This is a genomic window from Variovorax sp. GW823-FHT04B03 (assembly GCF_058796495.1).
On record NZ_JBXAIT010000006.1, the window covers coordinates 66,653 to 91,859 of the forward strand.

Sequence of the window (25,207 nt, forward strand, 5' to 3'; positions counted from 1 at the left end):
TTCAGGGTTGGCCGTCGGTCTGCACGATGAAGTCCGTGCCCCGAATGCCGATGGTGGCGGTCTGGGTTTCGACGCGCACGGCGTCGGGGTTGGTCTTGCCGATGAGGCCCGTGATCATGCGCATCGAGCCGCGCAGCAGCGACACGAGCATGCCGCCGTCGCGGGTGGTGCCGTCGAAGTGGAATTCCTTCAGGTCCATGCGCGAGGACGGGCCGACCATCAGCGTGGTGTTGTCGCGCAGTACGACGGCCGCCGACGAGTCCGGGCCGGTCACGATGCGGTCGACCGCGCCCAGCGCGTCGCCGGGAGCGGCGTTGCGGGTGGCACCGGCGCCGTCGAGCAGCTGGACGTTGCCGCGCACCGTCTTCACGAACCCGGCCTGCTGGGGCGCGGCTGCTGCTGCGGACGCCGCAGCGGGTGCCTGGGCCTGGGCCAGGGTGGCTGCGCCGACGATGGCGAGCCCGAGGGCGGCGGTCAAAAATTTCTTCATCATTTGCCTCTCTGTGACTGATTGCTTCGCAATGAGCGCAAATATTAAGGCGAAGGCGTTACATATGGTCACGCGGCTGATAATTCAGCCGATTCCTGCGACGTAATGCCCGCCCGCACAGGCCCTTTTTACCTGATCTTGTTCTTTCTGCATGACGTTGACCCCTAAAACGCTGCTTCGCGTCTCTGTCGCGGTGGCCCTGATCACCATCCTCCTGAAGGGATGGGCCGGCTACCTGACGAACTCGATGGGCCTGATTTCGGACGCCATGGAGTCCTGCGTCAACCTCGCCAGCGCCATGTTCGCGCTGGCCATGGTGACCATCGCCGAGCGCCCGGCCGACGAGGACCATCCCTACGGCCACCACAAGGCCGAGTACTTCTCGTCCGGCTTCGAGGGCCTGCTGATCGTGGCCGCCGCCGTCGCCATCCTGTGGGTGTCGGTGCTGCGGCTGCTGTCGCCGCAGCCGCTGGAGCAGCTGGGCTGGGGCCTGGCGCTGTCGGTGCTCAGCTCGGGCTTCAACGCGGCGCTGGCGTTCGTGCTGTTCCGGGCGGCGCGCGCGCACCGCTCCATCGCGCTGGAGGCCGACGGGCGCCACCTGATGACCGACGTGTGGACCTCGGTCGGCGTGCTGGTCGGCATCGTGGCCGTGCATTTCAGCGGCTGGCTCTGGCTCGACCCGCTGATCGCCATCGGCGTGGCGCTCAACATCGTGCGCGAGGGCTTCAAGCTCGTGTGGCGCTCCTCGCAGGGCCTGATGGACGAGGCGCTCGATGCCGAGACGCTCGCCACCGTGCGCGCCACGCTCGACGCGTTCGCCGCCAACCATGCCGAGGGCGACCGCCTGCGCTTCGACGACATGGTGACGCGCGGCGCCGGCCAGCGCCGCTTTGCCGACCTGCACATGCACGTGCCCGGCGACTGGACCCTGCAGCGCGCCGCCAACCTGCGCGACGAACTGGAGCAGGCGCTCATGGACGCCGTGCCCGGCCTGCGCGTGACCATCCAACTGCTGCCGCTCACCATGGAAGCGCGCGCCACCCGACTCGAGGACCACCATTCATGAAAGCCGTGCTCCAGCGCGTCGCCCACGCCCGCGTCGACATCGCGGGCCAGACCGTCGGCGCCATCGAGGCCGGCCTGCTGGTGCTGCTGTGCGCCGAACGCGGCGACGCCGACAGCGTGGCCGACCGCCTGCTCGCCAAGATCCTCAAGCTGCGCATCTTCTCGGACGAGGCCGGCAAGATGAACCGCAGCGTGCAGGACATCGGCGGCGGCCTGCTGGTCGTGAGCCAGTTCACGCTGGCCGCCGACGTGAGCGGCGGCAACCGCCCCAGCTTCACGCTCGCGGCGCCGCCCGACGAGGGCCGCCGGCTCTACGAGTACTTCGTGGCGCAGGCGCGCGGCGCGCACCCGGTGGTGGCGACGGGCGAGTTCGGCGCCGACATGCAGGTGCACCTGCTGAACGACGGGCCGGTCACGATCCCGCTGCAGATGACGGCGTGAACGGCGCGGGGCGGATCACCGCTTCCCACGCCACCTTCGGTTCGTCGTAGCGCAGCACGCGCACCTCCTCGAGGTGCTGCAGTTGCCAGCCGTCGGCAAACAGCCGCTCGACCGCGGCGCGGTCGAAGAAGCGCTTGGGGAAACCGTCCACCGTGTAGAAAAAATCTTCGTCCCGCCCGCTGGCCGACGGGCCGCGCGCGCCGTGGTGCCGGTCGTTGACCGAATTGAGGCGGCACAGCAGCACGCCACCCGGCCGCAGCACGCGGTGGATGCGCCGCACCAGTGCCAGCGTCTCGTCCCACGCGAAGTAGTGCAACGACAGGCTCGCGAGCACGGCGCCGACCGTGGCGCCCTCCGCCAGCGGCCACGCGTCGCGGAAATCGCCGCAGTGAAATTCGGCCCCTGCGGGCACGCGTTGCCGCGCCTGCGCCAGGGCGTCAGACGACAGCTCGACCGCCACCACCCGCAAGCCGGCCTCGACCAGCGTGGCGGTGTCGCGACCGGCCGCACAGCCCAGTTCAAGCACCGGCCCGTCGCCGGCGCATGCGCGCAGCAGCGGCAGCCAGCGCGCCAGCCAGGGATCGGTGTCCTGCACGGCCGAGGCCCCCTGTCAGCGCCCGTACGGGCTGCGGATGCCCAGGCCCGCGAGGATCTCGATTTCGTACGCTTCCATCTCGTCCGCGTCGGCTTCGCTGGTCTCGTGGTCCCAGCCCTGCGCGTGCAGCGTGCCATGCACCAGCAGGTGCGCGTAGTGCGCGGCGAGGGTCTTGCGGTTTTCCTTGGCCTCGCGTGCCACCACGGGCGCGCACAGCACCAGGTCGGCCATCACGACCGGGCCCTGCGCATAGTCGAAGGTGAGCACGTTGGTGGCGTAGTCCTTGCCGCGGAACTCGCGGTTCAGGCGCTGGCCCTCCTCGGCATCGACGATGCGCACGGTGATCTCTCCGTCGATGTCCAGCGCATGACGAATCCAGCGGTTCACGCTGTGGCGCGGCAGCGCGGCGCGGTGGCGCTCCACGCCCTTGAAGCGCCCGAACTGCAGCGACAGCGACAGGGCCGGAAGCAGAGAGGCCGCCATGTCAGTGGCCTCCCGAGCGCTTGCGCTGCCCGTCGTAGGCATCGACGATCTTCGCTACCAGCGGATGGCGCACCACGTCGGCGCTCGTGAAGTGCGTGGTCGCGATGCCGGCCACGCGCTTGAGCACGCGCTCGGCGTCGATCAGTCCGCTGAGCTGCTGCTTGGGCAGGTCGATCTGGCTCACGTCGCCCGTCACCACCGCCTTGGCGCCGAAGCCGATGCGCGTGAGGAACATCTTCATCTGCTCCACCGAGGTGTTCTGCGCTTCATCGAGGATCACGAAGGCGTTGTTCAGCGTGCGCCCGCGCATGAAGGCCAGCGGCGCAATCTCGAGCACGTTGCGTTCGAAGGCCTTCTGCACCTTCTCGTAGCCCATGAGGTCGTACAGCGCGTCGTACAGCGGGCGCAGGTAGGGGTCGACCTTCTGCGTCAGATCGCCCGGCAGGAAGCCCAGGCGCTCGCCCGCTTCCACGGCCGGGCGCGTGAGCACGATGCGCTGCACCGCCGCGCGCTCCAGCGCATCGACCGCGCAGGCCACCGCCAGGTAGGTCTTGCCGGTGCCGGCCGGGCCGATGCCGAAGGTGATGTCGTGCTTGGCGATGTTGTCCAGGTACAGCGCCTGCGTGGGCGTGCGCGCGCGCAGGTCGGCGCGGCGCGTGACGAGCATGGCCGCGTCCTCGTCGCTCATCGAGCCGTCGCCGGCCAGCGTGAGCTGCACCACGGCCGGGTCGATGGCGCGCTGGGCGATCTCGTACAGCGCCTGCAGCACCTCCATGGCGCGCTGCGCCGGGGCCTTGGGGCCGTCGACCTTGAACTGCTCGTGGCGGTGCGCGATCTTCACGCCCAGGGCGTCCTCGATGCGGCGCAGGTGCGCATCCAGCGGGCCGCACAGGTGGCCGAGGCGCGAATTGTTCAGGGGGGTAAAGGTGTGTCGCAGAATCACGCCGGACATTTCAAGGAAAAAGGGCACCCATGATAGGCAAACTGACCGGCACGCTCGCAGAGCGCAACCCCCCGCAGGTGGTGGTGGACTGCAACGGCGTCGGCTACGAGGTCGACGTGCCGATGAGCACGTTCTACAACCTGCCCAACGTCGGCGCGAAGGTGTCGCTGCTCACGCACTTCGTCGTGCGCGAGGACGCGCAGATTCTCTACGGCTTCGGCACCGCCGAGGAGCGGGCGGCGTTCCGCCAGCTCATCAAGATCACCGGCGTGGGCCCGCGCACCGCGCTGGGCCTGCTCTCGGGCATGAGCGTGGGCGAGCTGGCGCAGGCCATCACCACGCAGGAGCTGGGCCGGCTCGTGAAGATCCCGGGCATCGGCAAGAAGACCGCCGAGCGGCTGCTGCTGGAGCTCAAGGGCAAGCTGGGCGCCGACATCGGCCTGCCGGCGCATGCCGCGTCCGACGCGCAGGCCGACATCCTGCAGGCGCTGGTGGCGCTGGGCTACAGCGACAAGGAAGCCGCGCTGGCGCTGAAGGCACTGCCGAAGGACGCGAGCGTGAGCGACGGCATCAAGATGGCACTGAAAGCCCTGGCGAAGTGAGTTGGCGCGAGGCGTGGTCGCGCGCGCAGGCGCTGCGCCACGAGTCGGCCGAGACCGACGCCGTGCTGATGCACACGGCCATGGCCTTGTCGGTGCCGATCATCTGGCTCTACGGCTTTGCGGGCGTGGCCTACGGCCAGCTGCCGATGCTGACGCCGGCCGGCTTCGTCGACATGCCGGGCGTCTGCGCGTGGCTCACGGCGGTCATGGCGTACGCGGTCGGCATCCTGTTCATCGACTGGCTGGTGCGCGGCGACGTGGCGCCACCGCCGGTGCCGACGTCGATCGTCGTGCGGCACTGGCAGTCGGGCTGGCCCCGGTCGCCGGCGTTGCCACCGGAGCCATCGCCCGGCTTCCTGCAAGGCAGCGCGTCCCCGTTTCGCAGCGTGTGCCTGATCGTCGCGGCCGTGGCCTGCGTGTCGGCACTGGTGTTCAGCGGCCTCGACACGCTGGGCTGGTCGGTCGTCGCGCGGCCGGGTGGGTTGGCGCCGCGCGCCGAGTGGCCGCTGTACCCGCTGCCGTGGATCTGGCCCTGGCTGCTGCCGCTGGCGCGCCAGCCCTTCGCGCTGGGCACCGTCGCGGTCGGCGCGGTGCTGCTCGTCGCGGCGATCTTCATGCGCTGGCGCCGGATGCGCGGCGCTTGGTTTCCGTTCTTCACGGCGCTGCCGATCCTCGTGGCGCCGCATTTCCTGGGCGCCGCGGGCTTCGACTACGCCGCTGCGCGCGGGCTCGGCGGATTGAACGAACCCGCACTGGCGAGTGCGCTCGCGCAGCATCCGGGGCGCTACAACGTCTACACTTTCCTGAGCCTGTGGGGCGGCATCGGTGCCGGCACGGTCGGCCTGGTGCTTGGCTTCTGGTTCGGCCGCTCGCGGGTCATGGACGAGGACTGAGCGCTGGCCCGGCGCCCTGCAAGGAGACACCCTCTGTGAGCGCTTCTTTCTTCGATTCGCCCGCGCACCTGAGCGGCGGCCCCCTGACGCCGCGGATGCGCGCCGAGATGCCGTTCGAGCTCGTCGGCCCGCGCCTGCAGGCCGTGTGCGGCAACTTCACGCCCGTGCCCATGCCGCGCCAGCAGACCGTGTCGGGCGGTATCGAGGTGCGGCGCGCCGGCGGTGTCGACGTGGCGCTCATCGGCCAGAACCTGCAGCGCGTGCACCGCGATGCGCAGGCCATCCGGCGCGACGACCGCGAGCATTTCTTCCTCGTGTTCCAGGACCACGGCGGCGCGCTCATGTGCCAGGGCGCGCAGCAGATCGCGGTGCAGGCCGGCGACATCGTGCTGATCGATTCGGCGCGGCCCTCGGAGTTCGTCTACGACGGCGCCAGCTCGCAGCAGGTGTCGGTGCACCTGCCGCGCGCCGACATGCTCGCGCGCTTCGGCCCCACGCTGCAGGGCGGCGTGTGCGTGCGACGCGGCGACGCGCTGGGCTTCGCGATGCGCGCCATCCTCGCGCGCCTGCTCGACAGCGGGCAGTCCGACGACGCGCACCTGGTCGAGGCCTTTCTCGGCGTGTTCGGCTCGGTGCTGGTCGAGCGCGCGCGGCAGGCGCCGGCGCTGCTGTCGCGCAACGCGGGCGAGGGCGTGCTGCGCCGCGCGATGGACCACGTGGCGCTGCAGTTCCACGACCCGGCCTTCCACGCGGGCGAACTGGCGCGGCACCTGGGCGTGTCGCCGCGGCTGCTGCAGCGGGCCTTCGAGGCCTTGGGCGTTTCGCCGAGTCGCCACATCCTCGACACCCGGCTGGCGGCGGCGCGCGCCGCGCTCGATGCGGCGGCGCGGCAGGGCGGCCCCGCGCCGGCCATCGCGGTGGTCGCCTACGACTGCGGCTTCAACGACCTGTCGTTCTTCTACCGCGAGTTCCGCAAGCGCTACGGCGTGCCGCCGGGACGCCTGGCACTTGGACCCCTGACGCACTGACTGACGCCTGAGTCCATTCGCTGACGCCTGGCTCCAAGACGCCGGCCCCTGCTTTTCCTACAGTGACCTGGCGCGCCCGCCCTGCGGCGGCGCGCGCCAGCGTCAACCCAACCAGGACAAAGCAATGCAAGAGACAAGAATGACGATCGGCGGTCGCGCGGTGCCAGGCACGGCCTCCTTCGAAGTGCGCAACCCCGCCAACGGCCAGGTGATCGGCACCGCGCCGAACGGTTCGCGCGACGACCTCGCCGCCGCCGTGGCCGCCGCGCAGAAGGCCTTCACGAGCTGGTCGCGCAAGTCCGACGACGAACTGGCCGCCGCCTGCCGCGCCGTGACCGAGAAGATCGGCGCGCACGCCGAAGAGCTCGCGCGCCTGCTCACGTTGGAGCAGGGCAAGCCGCTCAACGGCCTGGGCTCGCGCTGGGAACTGGGCGGCGCCGCGGCCTGGGCCGGCGCCACCGCGGCGCTGTCGCTGCCGCCGCGCGTGCTGCAGGACAACGCGCAGGGCCACGTCGAGATCTTCCGCAAGCCTGTGGGTGTGGTGGGCTCGATCACGCCGTGGAACTTCCCCGTGCTGATCGCCGTGTGGCACGTGCTGCCGGCGCTGCGCACGGGCAACACGGTCGTCATCAAGCCCTCGCCGTACACGCCGCTGGCCACGCTGCGTTTTGTCGAGCTGCTCAACGAAGTGCTGCCCGAAGGCGTGGTCAACAGCGTGAGCTGCGACGACCGCACCTCCAACCTCGGCGCCGACATGGCGAGCGACCCCGTCATCCGCAAGATCGTGTTCACCGGCTCCTGCGCCACCGGCAAGAAGGTGATGCAGTCGGCCGCCAGCACCATGAAGCGGCTCACGCTCGAGCTCGGTGGCAACGACGCCGGCATCGTGCTGCCCGACGCCGACCCCAAGGCCATCGCCGAAGGCCTGTTCTGGGGCGCGTTCCTCAACAACGGCCAGACCTGCGCGGCCATGAAGCGCCTGTACGTGCACGCCAGCATCCACGACGAGGTGTGCGAGCACCTCGCGGCCTTTGCCAGGCAGGTGCCGATGGGCGACGGCATGGACGAGAAGAACGTGCTCGGCCCGGTGCAGAACCGCATGCAGTTCGACAAGGTCGCGCGGCTCGTGGCCGACGCGAAAAAGAAGGGCCAGGTGCTCACCGGCGGCGAGCCGGGCGAGGGCCTCTTCTTCCCCGCGACCATCGTCGCGGGCCTGAAGAACGGCGATGCGCTGGTCGACGAAGAACAGTTCGGGCCCGCGCTGCCCGTCATCCGCTACACCGACGTCGAAGAGGCCATCCGCGCCGCCAATGACAGCGAGAACGGCCTCGGCGGTTCCGTGTGGTCCAAGGACATCGAGCACGCCAAGCGCATCGCCTCGCGCCTGGAATGCGGCTCGGTGTGGATCAACAAGCACGGCGCCATCCAGCCCAACGCGCCCTTCGGCGGCGTGAAGGCTTCGGGGCTCGGTGTGGAGTTCGCGGAAGAAGGGCTGAAGGAGTACACCGACGCGCAGGTGATCTTCTCCTGATGCATTGCAGAGCGTGGCGTGCGCCACGCTCTGTTCAGGTGCGCAGCGCGGCGGTCAGCGTGCCGAGCAGCGCATCGGTCTCGACCAGGCTCGGCGGATGGATCGGCGCGGGCCACGTGCTGTGGATCGCGACCACGAGCCGTTCCTTCGGATGGATGTAGACCTGCTGGCCGAAGATGCCGAGCGCGGCGAACAGGCCGCCGTCGAGTTCGGGCAGCGCCTTCGCGCCGGTCGGGAAGGTCCACCACTGGTAGCCGTACCCCATCGGTTCGAAGCCCGCGAGCGTGCCGGGTGCGAGGTGGCTCGATGCATCGACGCGCGTGGCATCGGCCACCCAGCCGTCGGGCAGCACCTTCTGGCCGCCGGCCATGCCGCCGCCGAGCACGAAAAGGCCGAAGCGCCCGAAGTCGCGCAGCGTGGCGTTCACGCCGCTGCCGGTGAACTCCTGGCCGTCGACCGCATCGAGCTGCCAGTAGGCATCGGCCTCCATGCCGAAGGGCGCCCAGATCTTTTGCGAGAGGTAGTCGCTGATCGGCCGGCGGATCGCGCTGGCCAGGATCTCGCCGACCAGGCAGGTCTCGCCGGTGCTGTAGTTGAAGCGCGTGCCCGCCGGTGCCACGCGCTGGCGCTGCGCCATGAACTTCAGCACCGCGCCTTTTTCGCGCGTGAGCTGCACGCGCATCAGCTGGCGCCGGTCGGAGTCGGCGTCGAGGTAGTCCTCGTTCCAGGCCACGCCCGAGCTCATCTGCAGCACCTGCTTCACCGTCACGTCGTCATACGCCGAGCCACTCAATGCGGGGAGGTAGCGCACCACCGGGTCGTCGAGGCTGGCGATGTGGCCGTCCTGCACGGCCGCGCCGACCAGCGTGGAGGTCAGCGACTTCGCGACCGAGAACGACAGCCACTTCGTCGTCGCGTCGTTGCCCATGGCGTAGCGCTCGAGCACGACGTGGTCGTCCTTGATCACCAGCAGGCCGGCCGTGTGGTTGCGCGCCATGAAGCCGTCGATGCCGAAGCGCTGCGCATCGACCGGTGTGCCCTCGGGCAGCGGAAGCACCTGCGTGCCGCGCCGGATCGCTCGCGTCGCGTAGAGCCGGTCCATCTGGCGGTAGGTCGGCGCCTGCAGCGCGGGCGCCAGCGTCATCAGGTCTTCGTAGCGGCCGATGGCCTCGTCGGACGCACTCATTTCGCAGCAGGCCGGTTCAGCCCCAGCGTCGGCGTCTCGTCGAAGAAGTTCCAGGGCTTGAGCAGCGCATGCACCCACTCGGTCGGCATGATCGGCCATTCCTCGGCGCGCGCGACGTGCGTGGTGCCGGTGGTGAGCCACACCACGTTGTCGGTGTTCACGATCTCCTGGTTGTCGGCCGTGAACTGGCCCAGGCCCGTGTCCTTGTTCGAGCGGTTCGGGTACTTGCCTTCGGGGAACAGCTCCTCGGGGTCGTAGCGCGTCACCCAGAGCTGGCGGTCCATGAAGCTCAGGCGGTGGTTGATCCACTCGTCCTTCGCGAAGTTGGCGCCCTTGGCAATCGGGTGCGTGCCGCCCGCGTACGGCACCAGCTGGTACGACACCGGGTTGCCGACCTTGTTGTTGCGCGACGGGTTGCTCAGCAGGCGGATGGTCGAGGGGTCGAACTTCTGCGCCGCCTGCTGCTCGGTGCGCACCGTGCGCTGCACCGTCTGCATGGTGCTGGTGCGCGGACCGCCGCGCGTGTTGGGCAGCACCACCGGGTCGACCTCGGTGAGCGTGTTCTGCTCGCCGTCCACGTCGAGGTCGAGGCGGAAGTTGTAGATGTGCTGGTGCGTGGTGCCGACGATGTGGTGGTCCAGCAGCGTGCCGTAGCGCGTGTCCTCGGCGGCCGTGGGGTCCTGCATGGTGCGCGCCTTCACGCCCTTCACCGCTTCGATGCCGGTGGCGCCCGCGTGGATGCCGATGGTGCCGTTCTCGGCGAACACCCAGTCGAACAGGTAGTCGTAGTTGCCCACCGTGCTGATCCAGCGCACCACCAGCTCGCGCCGCTCGGTGCTGATGTTGGGCTTGCCCATTTCCTGGTGCTTGAACTCGGGGTTGGCATAGCGTTCGAAGACGGCGATGGCGCGCGGCACCTTGGTGGGCGCGCCGGTGTAGTCGGCCAGCGTGGCGTCCAGCAGCACGGCGTTCTGCGGCGCGTCCTTGTTGGGTTCGATGGGCGAGGTGAGCGTGCCCATGCCGTACTCGCCCGAGTCGAGGTACGCCTTGAAGTACCAGCCGGTGTCGGGGTCGCCGTAGGGCACGATCATGCCGCCCAGCGAGCCTTCGTACATCACCTTGCGCTTCGTGCCTTTGTCGTTGTAGGTGACGGTGGAGAGCACCAGGCCCACGCGCGAGTCGAGCCGCACGTGGAAGTCCCAGTTGCGCCAGTGCATCGTGTGGCCGGTGATCGTGTAGTTCTTGCCCTCGGGCTCGGTGATCTCCAGCGGCTTGGGCGCGGGCGTGGCCGCGCGGTCGCGCCCGTCGTAGGGCGTGGGTTTGAGCGGCACGGGCACCAGGCCGCCGTCCTCGATCTTGATGACCTTCTTCTGTTCCAGGTCGACCACCGCCACCAGGCCCTCGATGGGGTGCGCCCAGTAGTTGCCGTCGCCCACGTCCAGGTAGCTCACCACCTTCAGCAGGCGGTCTTCCTGGCGCAGCGAATCCTTGCCGTCGAAGTAGCCCACGGTGAGCGGCGTGGCGACCACCTTCTTCACGTCGGCGATGCCGCGCGTGGCGAGGGCCTTGGCGTAGTCGGGACTGGCCTCGATGGCGCTCTGCACGGTGGCGAAGTCGTCCAGCAGCACCATGCCGTGCGCGCCCTCGATCGGCTTCCACGCGGTGAGCGTGCGCGCCGCGAGATCGACCGTGCCCTCGATGACCTTCTTGCCGTCCAGCGCCACGAAGGCCGCCTGGCGCGGCGCGCGCACGGGCTGGCCGGTGAGCGCGAAGTTCCAGACCTCGTCCTTGGGCGGGCGCTTCACGCTGATCTCGGTGAAGCGCAGGCCGGCCTTGTGGCGCCCCGAGGCCTTGAGCACCTCGAGCGTGGCCTGGATCTCGGCCTCGGTGAGCGGGTTCAGCGGGTTGGGCACGCGCTCGACCACGAAGGTCTTGTCCAGGCTGGACTGGAACACCTGGTTCACGAAATCGTGCGGCACGTAGGCCGCGCCCTTGCGCATGACCACGGGCACGTCCAGCTGCATCGGCTGGCCGTTGACCAGCGCCGTCTTCGAGCCGGGCTTCAGGCGCACCAGCGTGCCGTTGCGCGCCACGGTGAACACGTTGGCAAAGCTGTCCCAGCGCAGTGTGCCGCCGAAGTCTTCCACCGTCTTCTTCAGCGGCACCATGTGGGCTGCGCCGCCGTGGGCCCGGGCCGGCTCAGTGCTCAGGGGGCCGAGGGCGAGTGCCAGGGCAGAGGCCAGGGCGGTGCCCAGGAGACGCCGTGCGGCGCCGCGGCCGGGCGTTCGGTGGTAGCTGCTGCGCATGGCTGCATCCTTCTTCGCGTGTTGTGGTGGACAACCGCGAAGGTAAGAGCGCCGCCGGCGCGGGCGTTATCAAGATTTGGCAAACCACCGCGCGCGCGTGGCGGACGGCAGCTCGCCGAACAGGCGCGCGTAGTCGATGGCAAAGCGCGACAGGTGCCAGAAGCCCCAGCGCGCGGCGATGTCGCCGATGGTGTCGTCGCGGCAGGCCTGCATCTCGCAGCGCACGCGGTTCAGGCGCATCACGCGCAGGTAGGTGACGGGGCTCAGGTGCAGCACGTCCTCGAAGGCGTACTGCAGCGAGCGGCGCGACACGCCGGTGGCCGCGCACAGGTCGGGCACGCTGATGGGCTCGTCGGCGTGCGCCTGCATGTACTCGCGCGCCTTGGCCACGATGTGGCGCCGCGCCGCCGTGCTGGCGGGCAGCCGGGCCTCGAAGGCCTTCGAGCCCATGCACTGCAGCACCGCGTCGGCCAGCGACAGCGACAGCATGTGGCGCGCGGCCGGCTGTTCGAGCTGCGCGAGGTTGTCGCGCGCCAGCGACAGGGCGGCGCCCAGCAGGCGGGTGAAGGCGGTTTCGTCGAAGCCGGGGTGCTGCACCGGCGCGGGCGCCGGCATGCGCAGCTCGAAGTCGGGGCCGAACAGGGTGGTGGCCAGCTTCGCCAGCGGTTCGGTGTCGACGCACACGGCCATCAGGTCCATGCCGGCGCCGGCCAGCAGCTCGAACTCGCCCCGCGGCGGCAGCGCGCTGAGCTGGCGCCCGCCCAGGTCGTGGCCGCAGTACCAGCTGCCCGGGGCGGCCGTCTCGGTGAGCGCGAAGGCGATGGCGCCGGGGCGGCCCCGGCCGCGCTGCAGCACGGTCTGGTTGGCGCGCTCGTGGAAGACCTGCACGAAGTCCAGGTGCAGGTCTTCGGCCAGCCCCTCGAAGCGGCCGTTGGACAGCTGCTCGTAGTGCTGGTCCCAGGCGCCCACGCCCGAGGCCTGCGCCTGGGCTTCGGCGGTGAGTTGTCGGCTGAAGTGAAGAAGCTCGGTCATGGTGCGCGCTGGCGCAGTCGCCATCGCGCAGCCGATGAGCAGAAACCGTGCCTGTCACGGCGCAGTGTGTGGGAAGCGCCGCCGGCCGACCATGTTGCTTACCCTTGGTCAGGGCCGCTCAGGCGGTCATTCGAGCGTCAGGCCGATGTCCTTCACCAGCGCGCCCCAGTCGCGCAGGTCGCTGCGGATCGTGGCGGTGAACTGCTCGGGCGTGTTCTGCGGCAGGTCGTTGAAGTTCAGCTCGTACATGCGGCGCACCACCGCGGGGTCGCGCAGCACCTGGTTCACGGCCTCGTTGAGCTTCTTCACGACGGCCGGCGGCGTCTTGGCCGGTGCCAGCAGGCCGTACCAGGCGTATGTGGTGAAGGGGTAGCCGCTCTCGGTCATGGTCGGCACGTCGGGCAGCATCGGGATGCGCGAGGGGCCGCTGTTGGCCAGCGCCCGGATGCGCCCGGCGCGCACGATCTCCACGGTCGAGGAGATGTCGGCGAAGGCCGCATCGACCTGGCCGCCCACGAGGTCCTGCACGCAGGGGCCGCTGCCCTTGTAGGGCACGTGCGTCATGACGAGGCCGGCCTGCTTCTTCAGGCTTTCCATCGCCAGGTGGCCGCCCGAGCCGTTGCCCCACGAGCAGTAGCTGAGCTTGTCGGGCCGCGCCTTGGCGTAGGCGACGAACTCCTGGATCGTCTTCACCGGCAGGTCCTTGCGCACCAGCAGCAGGTTGCCGCCGCGCCCGACCTGGGCGATGGGCACGAAGTCCTTCAGCGGGTCGTAGGGCAGCTTCTTGTAGAGGCTGGGGTTCACCACCATCGTCGCGGCGTAGGTGAACAGCAGCCGGTAGCCGTCGGGCGTGGAACGCGCCACCACCTCGCTGCCGAGGATGCCGTTGGCGCCCGGGCGGTTGTCGACCACGAAGGGCTGCTTCAGGATCTTGCCGAGGCCGTCGCCGATCAGCCGCGCGATGGTGTCGGTGCCGCCGGCCGCCGCGGTGGGCACCACCAGCGTCACGGGCTTGTCGGGGTAGCTGTCGGTCTGTTGTGCGTGGCTGGCCGTTGCCAGTGCGGCCAGGGAGCAGGCGGCCAGCAGCGTGCGCAGGCCGAAGCGGAATGGTGTTGTCGTTGTCATGGTCCGTGTCTCCGATGGAAAGGCTTCAGCGGATGCCGAAGCGCGCCTGCGTGCCTTGTTCGATCATGTCCGCGCCCACGCGATACAGGTTGCGCGAGACGTAACTGGGCACTTCGCGTGCCCGCTCGCGCAGCCATTCGGCCTTGAGCGAGCGCGCCTCGGCGATCTCGCTGGCCTCGCCCTCGGCGGTGGCCAGCAGGTCGATCACGTGCAGCGCGAGCTGCCACTGCTTGGCCGCAGCCAGCGCGCGTGCCTGGTCGATCACGCCGCGCTTGTCGGTGATGGCGTCGGCCACCGCGCGGCCGATGGCCTCGGGCGCGGCCGGGTGCAGCGAGGTCGGGTTGCGGTCCCACCAGCCGTTCTCCGAGCGGTAGATGTCGCGCACGATGTAGCCCGGGTCGCCGTAGGTGGGCTTCATCCACTCGACCGCGAACAGCTCGTCGGGAAAGCGGATGCGCGCCAGGATGTCGCGCTCGTTGAGCCCCTCGTTCATGAGCCGCACCACCTCGGCGCGCACCCAGCGCAGCGCACGGGCCGTGTGCACGAGCACGTGCTGCACCTGGTCTTCGCCCTCGAGCGTGGCGCCGAATTCGCGCACCGCCTTGCGCGGCTTCAATGCCGCCAGCGTCTCCAGCGTGTCGGCCCAGCGCACCGTGTCGCGCATCGTGCGAAAGGGCGTGCCGATGTTGGGAATGGAGTCGATCAGCGCCGCGCCGCCGTACAGCACGCGCTGCGCCGGGCTCCACAGCGCGATCGCGTCGTCGGTTTCCGAGGGCGCCCAGCGCAGCTCGATGCGGCGCTCGCCGCTGCCGATCTGCAGCACGTCGTCGAAGGTCTCGGTGGGCGGGTGCGTCACCAGCCGGTGGTCGAAGAAGCCGGCGGGGCGGTTGAACTGGATCTCGGCCATGCGGTGCTGCAGGGCCAGCGTCTCGCGGTAGCGCGCCAGGCGGCGCGGCACGTTGCGGTGCGCAATGATGCGCGGCGGCGCATCGCCGCGCGCGGCGGCATGGGCCAGCCACATCGGCACGCCGGCGTTGTAGCCGATGTGGCCGTGGCTGAAGCACAGCGCATGCACCGGCGCGTCGCTGAGCTGGCGCAGCGCGTCGATCATGCCCTGCGTCACCGAGCCGCCCGGGCCGGCGTCGATCACGACCAGGCCCACGTTGGTCTCGGCCACGAACGATTGGCCTTGTCCGCGCAGGATGTGCAGGCCGGGCGCCACGGTCTCGGTGCCGGTGCCGACGATGAGGAAGGGCTTTTCTTCTTCGGTTGCTTTTGGTTTTTCAGCGGTGGCGCTCATGCGGAATCCTTGGTGACGGTGAGGGGCGGCAGCTGGTAGCGGCCGTCGAGCAGGTCGGCGCGCGGCACGTAGGCGCGCAGGCACAGGTAGAAGCTGCCTTCGGGCGCCGGCAGCCAGTTGGCGAATGCGGCCTCGCCTTCGGGGCGTGCGTGCTGGATGTGCAGCGTGAGCCCGCCGTCCGCGTCGCGCCGCAGCCCCGGCGTGCGGTCGCCGACGGCGTAGCGGTCGATCGGGTTGTCGACCAGCATGTAGTCGCGCGTGTCGTACATCGTGAGCGACCAGAAGGCGTCGACCGGCGGCAGTGCGTCGGGCGCGAAGCGCAGCGTGTAGCGGCGCTGGCCGGTGAGGGCCTCGCCGGCGGCGTCGTGCCAGGCCATCGGGTAGGTGGCCTCGCGGCTTTCGAGCATGCCGATGTACTTGAGCGCGATCAGCGCGCGCGCCAGGTGGTCGTCGCCGAAGGAACCTTCCACGAGCGGCATCTGCACCCAGCCCGAGGCCGTGGTGCGGCCCGACTGCGCCTCGCGCAGCCGTGGCAGCACGGTGTCGAGCGCGGCCTGCAGTGCGGCGCGCTGGCCGTCGTCGAGTGGGCTCGCGCCGGGCCCGATGCCGAGCGATGCATAGCGCGCGAGCCGCGCGGCATCGTCAGCCGGCGGTGCGTTGTCGCGCAGCGCCGCGTTCACCTGCGCGGCGAAGTGCTCGGCGGTGAGCGGTGCCTTCGGATCGCAGGCCGGGTCGAAGGCGCGCGGCGCCGAGCGGCGGCCGGCCTCCCAGTCGGCCAGCGTGCGCACGAGAAAGCCGTCTTGCAAGGCGTTGACGGCGGGCACGTCCTGCGGGCCGTCGACCAGCAGGCGCCCGATGATCCACAGCCAGCGCGTGGGCGCCTCGATGCGCGCGCCCGGCGCGTCGAAGGCCGCGGGCAGCGTGCCGCGCCATCCCGGCGGCGTGACCACGAAGGCGCGCGCCGCCGTGCCCGTGAGGCGCTGCCCCAGGTGGGCGAAGGGGTTGGTGAAGAAGTCGAGCAGGCCCAGCACGTAGTAGCGCCCGGCCGTGTCGGGCACGTCGATCACGAGCGGGCCCTCGCCCAGGTCGAGCCAGGCGTTGGTGTAGAGCGTGTCGTTGTTCGGCGTGACGACGCGGCTCTTGCCCGCGCCCAGCAGCTGGCGCGCGTGCGTGAACACGTTGCACCAGCGCAGCGGCTTGGGCGCTTCGCCGGCGGTGTCGGTGCGCTGCGGCGAGGTGGCCGCGCGCATGCGGCACATCTCGTACAGCGGGTAGGCGTAGACCACGGCCTCTTCGGCCAGGGCGTGAAGGGTGTCGGTGTGCGGTTGCATCGTGCTCAGCCCTGTTGTGCCTGCAGCGCCGGGATGCGCCAGCCCTGCACGCCCTCGCGCGGGTAGTACATGCGCAGGATCAGGTAGAAGCGCCCGGCCGGCGCGGGCAGCCAGTTGGCGGCGTCGGCGGGGCGTGCGTGGCTCACCGCCAGCTCGAGGCTGCCGTCGGCGTTGCGCTTCAGCCCGGGCGTGCGGTCGCCGATGGCGTGGCGGCGGATGTCGTTGGGGTAGAGAAAACGGTCGCTGTCGTACAGCGTGACCGACCAGAAGGCGTCGGCGGGCGGCAGGTCGCCGGCCTCGAAGCGCATCGTGTAGCGGCGCTGGCCGTCCAGCGGTTCCTGCGTGGCATCGTGGTGTGCGGCGGCGTACACCGCCTCGCTGGTGGCCAGCGCGCCCAGGCCCAGGTAGGCGGTGCGTGCGCGGCCGAGGAACTCGTTGCCGTAGCGGCCGGTGGCCGGCGTCATCGACCAGGGCTTGGGCCGGCGGTTGCGGCCCACCGCGCCGACCAGCTGCACGCCCTCGGCGAAGCCTTCGATCAGGCCTTCGCGCAGCGGCGCTTCGAGTGCGTCCCACGAGAACGCGGCGTTCGCCAGCAGCCCGCCCTGGCCGAACCACGCCACGAGGCCGCGGTCTTCCACGCGGCCCGGCGCCTCGGCCAGTGCATGGCACACGTTGGTGAAGAAGCGCGGCGCCACGTCTGCGGCCGGCTCGCCGTGCTCGAAGGCGGCGGCCATGGCGTCCTCGTGCGGGCCGGCCCACTGCTCGATGGCGGACGGGCGGCCCTGCAGCACGGTGCCGGGCGCGGGTGTCAGCTGGATCTCCGCCTGCAGCGCGCGCGCGGCCGGCCAGTCGCTCTCGTCGCCCACCAGGATGCGGCCGATGAGCCAGACCAGGTCGGTCGGGCAGCGCACCACGCGGTGGCCGGCAAGCGATTCCGGCACGGTGCCGCCGGGGCCCACGAGCACCACGGTCTCGCCCTCGGGGTTGCAGTTGCGCGGGCCCAGGTTCTCGAAGTTCTCGGTGTAGGCGTCGTACAGCGGCAGCACGAAGTAGCGCCCCGGGTGGCGCGCCGACGCGGGCACGGTGAGCAGCATCGGCCCGTGCGCCAGGTGCAGCCAGGCCATGGTGTAGAGCAGGTCGTTGGCGGGCGTGACCACGTCGCGGTCTTCGTGGGTGGACGGGCGCGGCGCGTGGTGCAGCGTGTTCAGCGGCGCGCGCACATCGGAGCCGGCCGAGGCGCCGCTGCGGCGTTCGGCGCGCGGCGCGGTCTGCATGGCGCAGGTGCGGTAGGTCTCGGTGAGCGGATAGCCGTAGACGAAGGCGGCCAGGCCGATGGAACGGGCGAGCGCCTTGCGGGCGGCGGCGATGTCGGGCACGGGAGCGGGAGCGTTCATGGGAAAGACCTCGGGGTTCGAAAAAAAGGGGAGGGGGAAGGCGGTTCAGTCGAGCTTCACGCCCGTGGCCTGCGTGAGCTTCAGCGTCACGGGCAGGAAGGCCTTGTAGGCCGCGGCGGCCTCGGGCGGCAGGTTGCCCACGGGCTCGGCGCCGAGCTCCTCGATGCGCCGGCTCACCTCGGGCTGGCGCACCACCGCGCTGACCTCGCGGCCCAGGCGCTCGACGATGGCGTCGGGCGTCTTGGCCGGCGCCATCAGCGAGGTCGGGCCGGTCATGGCGTAGACCTCGTCGGCATAGCCCTGCTCGGCGAAGGTGGGCACGTCGGGCAGCGCGCGGGCGCGCCGGGGGCCGGCCACGGCCAGCGGGCGCAGCTTGCCGGCCTTGATGTACGGCTGCAGCGTGGTGACCGAGCCCACGGTCATCTGGATCACGCCGCCGATCAGGTCGATCGCCATCGGGCTCTCGCCCTTGTAGGGCACGTGCATCGTCTGCAGGCCGTAGGCTTTGTCCATGTAGACCTGCACCTGGTGCGGCTGCGTGCCCGGGCCCCACGAGCCCATCGAGTATTTGCCGGGCGCGGCCTTCGCGGCGGCGATCAGGCTCTTGAAGTCGGTGGCCGGCACCGACGGGTGCACCGCCAGCACGGTGCGCGTGGTGGCGATGTCCGACACCATGCGCAGGTCGGTGCGCGGGTCGTAAGGCAGCTTGCTGTAGAGCACCAGGTTCGCCGTGACGGGGCCCGGCACCGTGAGCAGCAGCGTGTGGCCGTCGGGCGGGCTCTTGGCGACGTAGTCGGTGCCGATGATGCCGCCCGCGCCGCTGCGGTTCTCGACCACCACCGGCTGGCCCAGCCGCTTGGACAGGCCCTCGGCCACGAGCCGCGCGAGGATGTCGGTCGAGCCGCCCGCCTGGTACTGCACGATGATGCGCACGGGCTTGGAGGGGAAGGGCGCCTCCGTGGCTGCCGCCGCCGCGCTTGCGGCGAGCACCAGTGCCGCGCCCGCGCCGAGTGCGCGCCCGAGTCCGTTCTTCGATGTCGTCGTCATGCGATGTCTCCGGTGGTTGTTGTCGTTCTTCAGCGTGCGCGGCCGACGACCAGCGCGTCGACCGCCACGCAGCCGCCCTCGGCCTGCGGGCGCGCGATCAGCGGGTTGATCTCGGCGCTGTCGAGCGAGTCGCCTGCGCGCTGCGCGAAGTCGGCCAGCGCGCACAGCGCGTCGGCGATCGAATCGAGGTCGACCGGCGGCCGGCCGCGTGCGCCGTTCAGGATCGCGAAGGCGCGCAGCTCGCGCACCATGGCCAGTGCGTCGTCGCGCGTGATCGGCAGTGCGCGCAGCGACACGTCGCGCAGCGTCTCGACGTGGATGCCGCCCAGGCCGAACATCAGCACCGGCCCGAACACCGGGTCGCGGTGCACGCCCGCGATGCACTCGACGCCGCCGCTCAGCATGCGCGCCACCAGCGCGCCGTCGAGCCGCGCCTCGGGCCGTGCCGTGAGTGCGAGGTCGCGCGTGCGCTCGAAGGCCGCGCGCGCCTGCGCCGCGCCGCGCAGCCCGAGCGCCACGCCGCCGACGTCCGACTTGTGCGGGATGTCGGCGCTGACGATCTTCACCACCACCGCCTCGCCGAGCGCCTCGGCGGCGGCCGCCGCTTCGTCGGCGCTGCGCACCACGCGGTGCGCGACCACGGGCACGCCGGCGCCGGCCAGCAGCGCGAGCGCGTCGGGCTCGGACATCGTGCCGGGCGCGAGCGTCAAAGGCGCCTTGGTCGATGCGGGCGTTGCAGCCACCGCAGCCGCAGGCTTCAGCCCCGCCAGCGCGGCGATCGTGCGGATGCCGTCCGACGGGTCGGCGAACACCAGGCAGCGCATGGCCTCGAGTTCGGCGCGGCGCTGTGGCGTCAGCAGCGTGCTCACCGCCAGCAGCGTGTCGGGATAGGCCTCGCGCAACGACGCCACCAACGAGCGCAGCACCGGCCAGAACGCGTCCGACGCGCCCGCGGCGGCCAGGAAGCCCATCCACGAGGCGAAGCCCTGGTCGTCCAGCATCACGCGCGCCGTGCGATCGATCAGCGTCATGTCGTTGGTGACCTGGCCCGTGATGTCGACCGGGTTGCGCGGCGCCGCGAAGGGCACCCAACGGCGCAGCGTGTCCTGCGCAGCCTCGCTCAGCGGCCGGGCGTCCAGGCCCTGGGCCGAGGCCTCGTCGGCCATCAGCGCGCCGACGCCGCCCGAGAGCGTGAACAGGCCGATCGAGCGGTCGCGCGGGCGGCCCGCCACGGCGGCGCTGTGGGCCAGGTCGAAGAACTCCGTGAGGTTGCGCGCGCGCAGCACGCCGTACTGGCGGAACACCGCGTCGTACACCGCGTCGTCGCCCGCCAGCGCGGCGGTGTGCGAGGCCGCGGCCTCGGCGCCCAGCGCGGTGCGCCCGACCTTGACCATCACCACCGGCTTGCCGTTGGCCTGCGCCAGGGCCAGCGCCGCGCGCAGGCGGGGGCCGTCGCGACAGCCTTCCATGTAGGCCATGATCACGTCGGTGTCGGGGTCCTGCGCGAGCCAGGCCAGGCAGTCGGCAACCTGCACGTCGGCCTCGTTGCCGGTGGTGGCCCACAGCGACAGGCCGACGCCGCGCGCCCGCGCCATCGCGTAGGCATAGGCGCCGAACGCGCCCGACTGGCTCACCAGCCCGATGCGTCCCGGCATCACGCGGCCCACGCCGGGCGCCGGCGAGAAGGTGGCGTACACGTGGCGCGCGATGTTCATGAAGCCCAGGCAGTTGGGGCCGACCAGCCGCACGCCCGCGGCACGCGCCTTGTCGCCCAGCCGCGCCTGCGCCGCGGCGCCCTCGGCGCCCACTTCGGCAAAGCCCGAGGAGAACAGCACCACGCCCTTCACGCCCGCCGCGATGGCGTCGTCGAGCGCGCCGTCGACCAGCGCCGACGGCACCGCGAGGATGGCCAGGTCCACCGGCTGGCCGATGGCGCGCAGGCTGGGGAAGGCCGGCAGGTCCTGGATGCGGTCGGCGTTCGGGTTGACCGGGTAGAGCGCGCCCTCGAAGCCGAAGCGGCGCTGGTAGTCGACGGGAATGCCGCCGATCTTCTGCGCGTTGGACGAGGCGCCGACCACCGCGATGGCACGCGGCGCGAACAGCGCTGAGAGGGATTCGGCTTGCGAAGAAAAGAAGTCCATGGGCATGGCGGAGGGTTCGGAAGTCAGAAGTTGTGGCGGATGCCGGTGGCGAGCACGCGCACGTCGTTGCCGCTGTTGGCCACCACCGGGATGGTCGCGAGCGAGGCCGAGGCGCCGTGCCGGTTCAGCAGGCGCAGCCAGCGCGCATAGACCACGGTGCGTTTGCTCAGGTAGTAGTCGTAGCCCAGCGTCCAGGCCAGCTGCGAGCGTTCGCTCTCGGCCACCTTGCGCTGCGTGGCGCCGAAGATCAGGTTCGAGGCCGGCGTCACGTTGTAGGTGGCGCCCAGGTTCACGAGCTTCGCGGTCGGCACGTTGGGCAGGCTCGAGGCGTTGCGCACGTAGCTGGCGTACAGCTGCAGACCGATCGAGGGCAGCTCGTAGGAGCCGGTCAGCGCCTGGTAGGTCGTGGTGGCGGGCGAGGCCACGGGCGCCGCCGCCGAGCCCGAGCGCGCGCGCTGGAAGGCGTAGGCGATGTAGTAGGGCTTGCGCGCCCAGCCGATGTTGCCGCCGTAGACGTTGCCGCTCTGGTGGCTCGGCGCGCTCGATTCGCCCGGCGCGTAGGCCAGGTCGGCAAAGAACTCCATGCTGGCCGGCGTGCGGTAGCGCACCATGTTGCTGGCGCGGGCCGCGAAGGGCGTGAGGCCCGGCTGCGCGTCGGTGGCCGCCACCAGGTTGATGGGCGAGAACACCGAGTTCAGGCCGTAGGGGTCGGCCTTGAACAGCGCGTAGAACATCGGCGTGTACATGCGGCCCGCGTCGATCTGTCCCCACGGCGCCGAGAACCCGACGAAGGACTGCCGGCTGAACGACATCGCGGGGCCGGGCAGCGTGCCGTTGCCGGTGTCGGGCGCAAAGCCGCTCTCCAGCGTGAAGTGCGCGCCCAGGCCGCCGCCCAGGTCCTCGGTGCCGCGAAAGCCGATGCGCGAGGCGGTCTGGCCGCCGTCCTCCAGCCGCGTGGAGGAGGCGGGGCCCGACCTGGCGTGCGCCACGTACAGGTCGAGCGTGCCGTAGACGCTCACGGTGCTTTGCGCGGACGCAAGGGCGCAGGCCGCGAGCGCGAGGGCCGCGGTGGCTGTCTTCTTCATTTGGGTTGTCTCCGGTGTGGCGAGCCGCTAGGCGGTGCCGCCTGTGTGCTTGTCGATGTCCGGGGCTTACGATAGAAATGAAGGGCCCCCGAATCTGTCAACGCTTTGACAGATTCGTGAACACCAGGGCAGGGAGAACCCGCTGACCCGACCACCTGCAACCCCCCCTCCCGACGCCGAAGACAGCGCCGAGCTGCTCGACCGCGCGCTGCGCTGGAACGAGCTGTTCTCCCAATGGCCCGACGCGCGCCGCGCCGAGCTCATGAAGTCGGCGCGGCTGGTGCGCTACCGCCGCCGCACGCAGGTGCTGGCGCGCGACCGCCACAAGCGCGAGCTGCTGGCGGTGGTGTCAGGCTGCCTGGAAATCAGCAGCATGAGCCCGCAGGGGCGCAAGTACGTCAACGCGCTGCTCGGGCCCGGCCAGGTGGCGCCGCTGGTGCGCCTGCTCGAGGACGTGCCGCTGCCCTACGACTACCACGCGCACGAAGACTCGGTGATCGTCCACCTGCCCAGCGACGCCGTGATCGCGGTGCTCGACGCCGAGCCCGCGCTGTGGCGCGGCGTGGCCCGGCTGGGCCTGAAGCGCCAGCGGCTGAGCGTGGTGCTGCTGCAGAACCAGATGCTGAACTCGGTGCGCGGGCGCGTGGCCGCCACGCTGATGAGCGTGATCCACTTCTACGGCATGCAGGTGGAGGCCGCCGCGAGCCTGCCGGTGCGGCTGTCGCAGAACGACCTCGCGGCGATGCTGGGGCTGTCGCGCCAGACCATCAACAAGGAGCTGGGGCGGCTGGTCGCGGAAGGCGTGATCGACATGAGCTACAAGCGCATCCGCATCGTGGACCCCGACCAGCTCGCGGTCATCGCGACGGGCACCGGGCCGCAGTGAGCGGCGCGCACCGCAGCGCGCAGGCTCAGGGGTGGATCTTCTCGCCCTTGGCGAGCATCTCGACGAACTGCGCGATGCGCCGGGCGCGCGTCTCGGGCTTCTTCGCGCCCTGCGTGCGGAACAGCACGGCGAAGCGGTTGCGCGCGTCGAGCGTGGCGAAGAAGGCCTTGGCCTTGCGGTTGGCGTCGAGCGCGGCCTGCAGGTCGGGCGGCACGGTGGCCACGCTCGGGGCGTCGTAGGCCGCCTCCCAGCGGCCATCGGCGCGGGCACGCTCCACCTCGGCCAGGCCGCCGGGCTGCATGCGGCCCTCGTCGATGAGCTTCAGGGCCTTGTCGCGGTTGATCTTCGACCAGATGCTGCGCGCGGTGCGCGGCGTGAAGCGCTGCAGGAAGAACTGCGCGTCCAGGCTCTTGCGCTGGCCGTCGATCCAGCCGAAGCACAGCGCGATCTCCAGCGCCTCGGGGTGGTCGACCGAGGCGATTCCGCTGGCCTTCTTCGCGATGCGCAGCCAGACGCCGGCGTGGCTCGCATGGTGTTTCTTGTACCAACGCAGCAGCGCGGCGGCGTCGGCGCATTCCAGCGGCGTGTCGTCGACGATGCGGTCGGTCTTGACCGCGGTCTTCTTCGCCGCCGGGCTCATGGCACCCACCAGTAGCGCAGCGCGTGGAAGTAGATCGGCGCCGCGAAGATCACCGAGTCGAGCCGGTCGAGCATGCCGCCGTGGCCTTCGATCATGGAGCCCCAGTCCTTCACGCCGCGGTCGCGCTTGATGGCCGACATCACCAGCCCGCCGAAGAAGCCCAAGAGGCAGATCATGAAGGCCATGAGCGCCGCCTGCCACGGGTTGAAGGGCGTGGCCCAATACAGCGCCGCGCCCATGGCGGTGGCGCTGGCCACGCCGCCGATCAGGCCTTCCCAGGTCTTCGACGGCGACAGCTCGGGCGCCACCTTGCGCTTGCCGAAGAGCTTGCCCCACACATACTGCAGCACGTCGCTGCCCTGCACCACGATCACCAGGAAGGCGATCAGCAGCAGGTTGCGGCCCTCGAAGCCCGGGATCTGCAGCGTGAGCAGCGCCGGCACGTGGCTGATGCAGAACACGCACACCATCAGGCCCCACTGGATCTTCGAGGTGCGCTCCAGGAAGCGCTGCGTGTCGCCGCCCACGGCCGCCAAGATCGGCAGCAGCAGGAAGGCGTAGACCGGGATGTAGATCGAATACAGCCCGTACCAGTCGATCCAGATCAGGAAGTACTGGCCCGGCAGCGCCACGAAGAAGGCCAGCGCGATCGCGCCGTGGTCGCCGCGCCGCGTGTAGGCCAGGCTGATGAACTCGCGCAGCGCATAGAACGAGATCAGGTAGAACAGCACGATCACGCCGCCCTTGCCGAAGGCAAAGGCCAGGCCGATCACCGCCACCATCACCCACCACGCGTTGACGCGCGAGTTGAGGTTGTCGATCACCGAGTGCGGCTGGCCGTGCGCCACGCGCCACTTGAGCAGCGCACCGATGGCCGAGGCCAGCACGAGCACGCCGAAGACGCCGCCGAAGAGCTTGAAGGTGGTCCAGGCGAAGGGGGACATTTCGATCACGAGGCGGTCCCTCCGTTTTGTTCGATGCGGTCGTACTCGGGGCGCAGGTCGAGCATGGCCGTGCGTGCGCGGGCAAGGAAGGCGACCTTGTCTTCGCCTTCCTCGAGCCGGATCGGCGCGCCGAAGCGCACCGTGCAGGCCAGCGGGATCGGCACCAGCGTGCCCTTGGGCAGCACGCGCTTGAGGTTCTCGATCCACACCGGCACCAGCCGCACGGTGGGGCAGGCGCGTGCCAGGTGGAAGAGGCCGCTTTTCAGCGGCAGCAGGATGTCGTCGCCCGTGTTGCGCGTGCCCTCGGGGAACATGATGAGCGAGTCGCCGCCTTCCAGCGCCTCCTTCATCTGGTCGACCGGGTTGCCGCCCTGGCCTGAGCCGTCGCGGCGGATCATGAGCGCGTTGAACACGTCCTTGCCGATGAAGTTGCGCAGCTTCGAGGCCTCCCAGTAGTCCTGCCCGGCCACGGGCCGCGTGAGCGCGCGCAGGTCGGAGGGCAGCGTGGCCCACAAGAGCACGAAGTCACCGTGGCTGGTGTGGTTGGCGAAGTACAGCGTCTGCTCGGCCTTGGGCGTGGTGCCCGACCAGATGGCGCGCACGCCGGTCAGGAGGCCGGCCGCGCCGATGATGAGCTGGCCCGCCACCACCGCGAGGCCGCGGCGCACGATGGCGCTTGGCCGGGCGCCGTCGTCGCTGCTGCTGTCGTTCTTGTTGTT

At 70.6% G+C, this 25,207-nt stretch carries 24 protein-coding genes; 7 read left to right on the forward strand and 17 right to left on the reverse strand.

Translation table 11 applies throughout. The annotated features are described in order from the left end of the window. Position 1 precedes the first annotated feature (1 nt). Positions 2 to 493, reverse strand: coding sequence for a FecR family protein (locus AC1RAD_RS24295; RefSeq protein WP_070062875.1), 492 nt, complete (start codon positions 491 to 493; stop codon positions 2 to 4). A 148-nt stretch (positions 494 to 641) separates the two neighbouring features. Between AC1RAD_RS24295 and AC1RAD_RS24300 the strand changes: the two genes are divergently transcribed. Together AC1RAD_RS24300 and dtd are read left to right on the forward strand one after the other, a co-directional pair. Next, positions 642 to 1,556 carry a cation diffusion facilitator family transporter gene (locus AC1RAD_RS24300; RefSeq protein WP_492737634.1) on the forward strand — a complete coding sequence of 305 codons (915 nt, stop codon included), beginning with the start codon at positions 642 to 644 and terminating at the stop codon, positions 1,554 to 1,556. Then, entirely contained in the window at positions 1,553 to 1,996 is a 444-nt protein-coding gene (gene dtd / locus AC1RAD_RS24305) for a D-aminoacyl-tRNA deacylase (RefSeq protein ID WP_099793121.1), read from the forward strand. The genes AC1RAD_RS24300 and dtd overlap by 4 nt, the downstream gene beginning before the upstream one ends. Here the strand turns inward: dtd and AC1RAD_RS24310 are convergent. Genes AC1RAD_RS24310 through AC1RAD_RS24320 form a run of 3 tightly spaced genes read right to left on the reverse strand, consistent with a single transcriptional unit; the run spans position 1,968 to position 4,026 of the window. Further along, positions 1,968 to 2,591: a class I SAM-dependent methyltransferase gene (locus AC1RAD_RS24310; protein WP_492737636.1), complete on the reverse strand. Its 624-nt coding sequence runs from the start codon at positions 2,589 to 2,591 to the stop codon at positions 1,968 to 1,970. The two genes, dtd and AC1RAD_RS24310, sit on opposite strands and share 29 nt — an antisense overlap. Before the next feature lie 15 nt (positions 2,592 to 2,606). Beyond that, positions 2,607 to 3,074 (reverse strand): rRNA maturation RNase YbeY, encoded by a 468-nt coding sequence (gene ybeY / locus AC1RAD_RS24315; RefSeq protein ID WP_062479245.1) that lies wholly within the window; start codon positions 3,072 to 3,074, stop codon positions 2,607 to 2,609. 1 nt (position 3,075) lies between these two features. Continuing rightward, a complete protein-coding gene (locus AC1RAD_RS24320; protein WP_172438305.1) occupies positions 3,076 to 4,026 on the reverse strand; it encodes a PhoH family protein in 951 nt (316 codons plus the stop codon). 20 nt (positions 4,027 to 4,046) lie between these two features. On the opposite strand from AC1RAD_RS24320, the gene ruvA reads away from it, so the two are divergent. The 4 genes from ruvA to AC1RAD_RS24340 all read left to right on the forward strand — a co-directional run bounded on the left by ruvA (position 4,047) and on the right by AC1RAD_RS24340 (position 8,071). After that, positions 4,047 to 4,619, forward strand: coding sequence for a Holliday junction branch migration protein RuvA (ruvA, locus tag AC1RAD_RS24325; RefSeq protein ID WP_056577514.1), 573 nt, complete (start codon positions 4,047 to 4,049; stop codon positions 4,617 to 4,619). After that, complete coding sequence (locus tag AC1RAD_RS24330) at positions 4,616 to 5,512, forward strand: hypothetical protein (RefSeq protein ID WP_492737638.1); 897 nt, start codon at positions 4,616 to 4,618, stop codon at positions 5,510 to 5,512. Before ruvA ends, AC1RAD_RS24330 begins: the two co-directional genes overlap by 4 nt. Positions 5,513 to 5,547: 35 nt before the next feature. After that, positions 5,548 to 6,540, forward strand: a complete 993-nt coding sequence (locus AC1RAD_RS24335; protein ID WP_095947951.1) for a helix-turn-helix domain-containing protein — start codon at positions 5,548 to 5,550, stop codon at positions 6,538 to 6,540. A 124-nt stretch (positions 6,541 to 6,664) separates the two neighbouring features. Continuing rightward, entirely contained in the window at positions 6,665 to 8,071 is a 1,407-nt protein-coding gene (locus AC1RAD_RS24340; RefSeq protein WP_216360064.1) for an aldehyde dehydrogenase family protein, read from the forward strand. Between the two features lie 34 nt (positions 8,072 to 8,105). Here the strand turns inward: AC1RAD_RS24340 and AC1RAD_RS24345 are convergent, their stop codons facing one another. The 10 genes from AC1RAD_RS24345 to AC1RAD_RS24390 all read right to left on the reverse strand — a co-directional run bounded on the left by AC1RAD_RS24345 (position 8,106) and on the right by AC1RAD_RS24390 (position 22,018). Beyond that, positions 8,106 to 9,257, reverse strand: a complete 1,152-nt coding sequence (locus AC1RAD_RS24345) for a serine hydrolase domain-containing protein (protein ID WP_492737640.1) — start codon at positions 9,255 to 9,257, stop codon at positions 8,106 to 8,108. Then, entirely contained in the window at positions 9,254 to 11,563 is a 2,310-nt protein-coding gene (gene tynA / locus AC1RAD_RS24350) for a primary-amine oxidase (RefSeq protein ID WP_492737642.1), read from the reverse strand. The genes AC1RAD_RS24345 and tynA overlap by 4 nt, the downstream gene beginning before the upstream one ends. Positions 11,564 to 11,632: 69 nt before the next feature. After that, positions 11,633 to 12,595: a helix-turn-helix domain-containing protein gene (locus AC1RAD_RS24355; protein WP_062479263.1), complete on the reverse strand. Its 963-nt coding sequence runs from the start codon at positions 12,593 to 12,595 to the stop codon at positions 11,633 to 11,635. A 126-nt stretch (positions 12,596 to 12,721) separates the two neighbouring features. Further along, on the reverse strand, positions 12,722 to 13,720 hold the full coding sequence (locus AC1RAD_RS24360; RefSeq protein ID WP_492737644.1) for a Bug family tripartite tricarboxylate transporter substrate binding protein: 999 nt from the start codon (positions 13,718 to 13,720) through the stop codon (positions 12,722 to 12,724). Between the two features lie 25 nt (positions 13,721 to 13,745). Next, complete coding sequence (locus AC1RAD_RS24365) at positions 13,746 to 15,020, reverse strand: alkyl sulfatase dimerization domain-containing protein (protein WP_492737646.1); 1,275 nt, start codon at positions 15,018 to 15,020, stop codon at positions 13,746 to 13,748. Then, a complete protein-coding gene (locus AC1RAD_RS24370; protein ID WP_492737648.1) occupies positions 15,017 to 16,351 on the reverse strand; it encodes a DUF1254 domain-containing protein in 1,335 nt (444 codons plus the stop codon). Before AC1RAD_RS24370 ends, AC1RAD_RS24365 begins: the two co-directional genes overlap by 4 nt. Positions 16,352 to 16,356: 5 nt before the next feature. Further along, on the reverse strand, positions 16,357 to 17,745 hold the full coding sequence (locus AC1RAD_RS24375) for a DUF1254 domain-containing protein (protein WP_492737650.1): 1,389 nt from the start codon (positions 17,743 to 17,745) through the stop codon (positions 16,357 to 16,359). Positions 17,746 to 17,790: 45 nt separating this feature from the next. Then, a complete protein-coding gene (locus tag AC1RAD_RS24380; RefSeq protein ID WP_492737652.1) occupies positions 17,791 to 18,792 on the reverse strand; it encodes a Bug family tripartite tricarboxylate transporter substrate binding protein in 1,002 nt (333 codons plus the stop codon). Positions 18,793 to 18,821: 29 nt separating this feature from the next. Further along, a complete protein-coding gene (locus AC1RAD_RS24385; RefSeq protein ID WP_492738088.1) occupies positions 18,822 to 20,933 on the reverse strand; it encodes an acetate--CoA ligase family protein in 2,112 nt (703 codons plus the stop codon). Positions 20,934 to 20,956: 23 nt separating this feature from the next. Beyond that, on the reverse strand, positions 20,957 to 22,018 hold the full coding sequence (locus tag AC1RAD_RS24390; protein WP_139704412.1) for a porin: 1,062 nt from the start codon (positions 22,016 to 22,018) through the stop codon (positions 20,957 to 20,959). 262 nt (positions 22,019 to 22,280) lie between these two features. Between AC1RAD_RS24390 and AC1RAD_RS24395 the strand changes: the two genes are divergently transcribed. After that, positions 22,281 to 22,904 (forward strand): Crp/Fnr family transcriptional regulator, encoded by a 624-nt coding sequence (locus AC1RAD_RS24395; RefSeq protein WP_223301435.1) that lies wholly within the window; start codon positions 22,281 to 22,283, stop codon positions 22,902 to 22,904. Positions 22,905 to 22,929: 25 nt separating this feature from the next. Here AC1RAD_RS24395 and AC1RAD_RS24400 read toward each other — a convergent pair whose 3' ends face one another. From AC1RAD_RS24400 to AC1RAD_RS24410, 3 genes are read right to left on the reverse strand one after another with little or no spacing between them, the layout of a single operon-like run. Beyond that, positions 22,930 to 23,544: a YdeI/OmpD-associated family protein gene (locus tag AC1RAD_RS24400; RefSeq protein ID WP_492737654.1), complete on the reverse strand. Its 615-nt coding sequence runs from the start codon at positions 23,542 to 23,544 to the stop codon at positions 22,930 to 22,932. Beyond that, on the reverse strand, positions 23,541 to 24,488 hold the full coding sequence (locus AC1RAD_RS24405) for a phosphatidate cytidylyltransferase (protein ID WP_172438312.1): 948 nt from the start codon (positions 24,486 to 24,488) through the stop codon (positions 23,541 to 23,543). Before AC1RAD_RS24405 ends, AC1RAD_RS24400 begins: the two co-directional genes overlap by 4 nt. A gap of 5 nt (positions 24,489 to 24,493) precedes the next feature. Further along, complete coding sequence (locus AC1RAD_RS24410) at positions 24,494 to 25,159, reverse strand: lysophospholipid acyltransferase family protein (RefSeq protein ID WP_101491258.1); 666 nt, start codon at positions 25,157 to 25,159, stop codon at positions 24,494 to 24,496. Between the last annotated feature and the right edge of the window lie 48 nt (positions 25,160 to 25,207).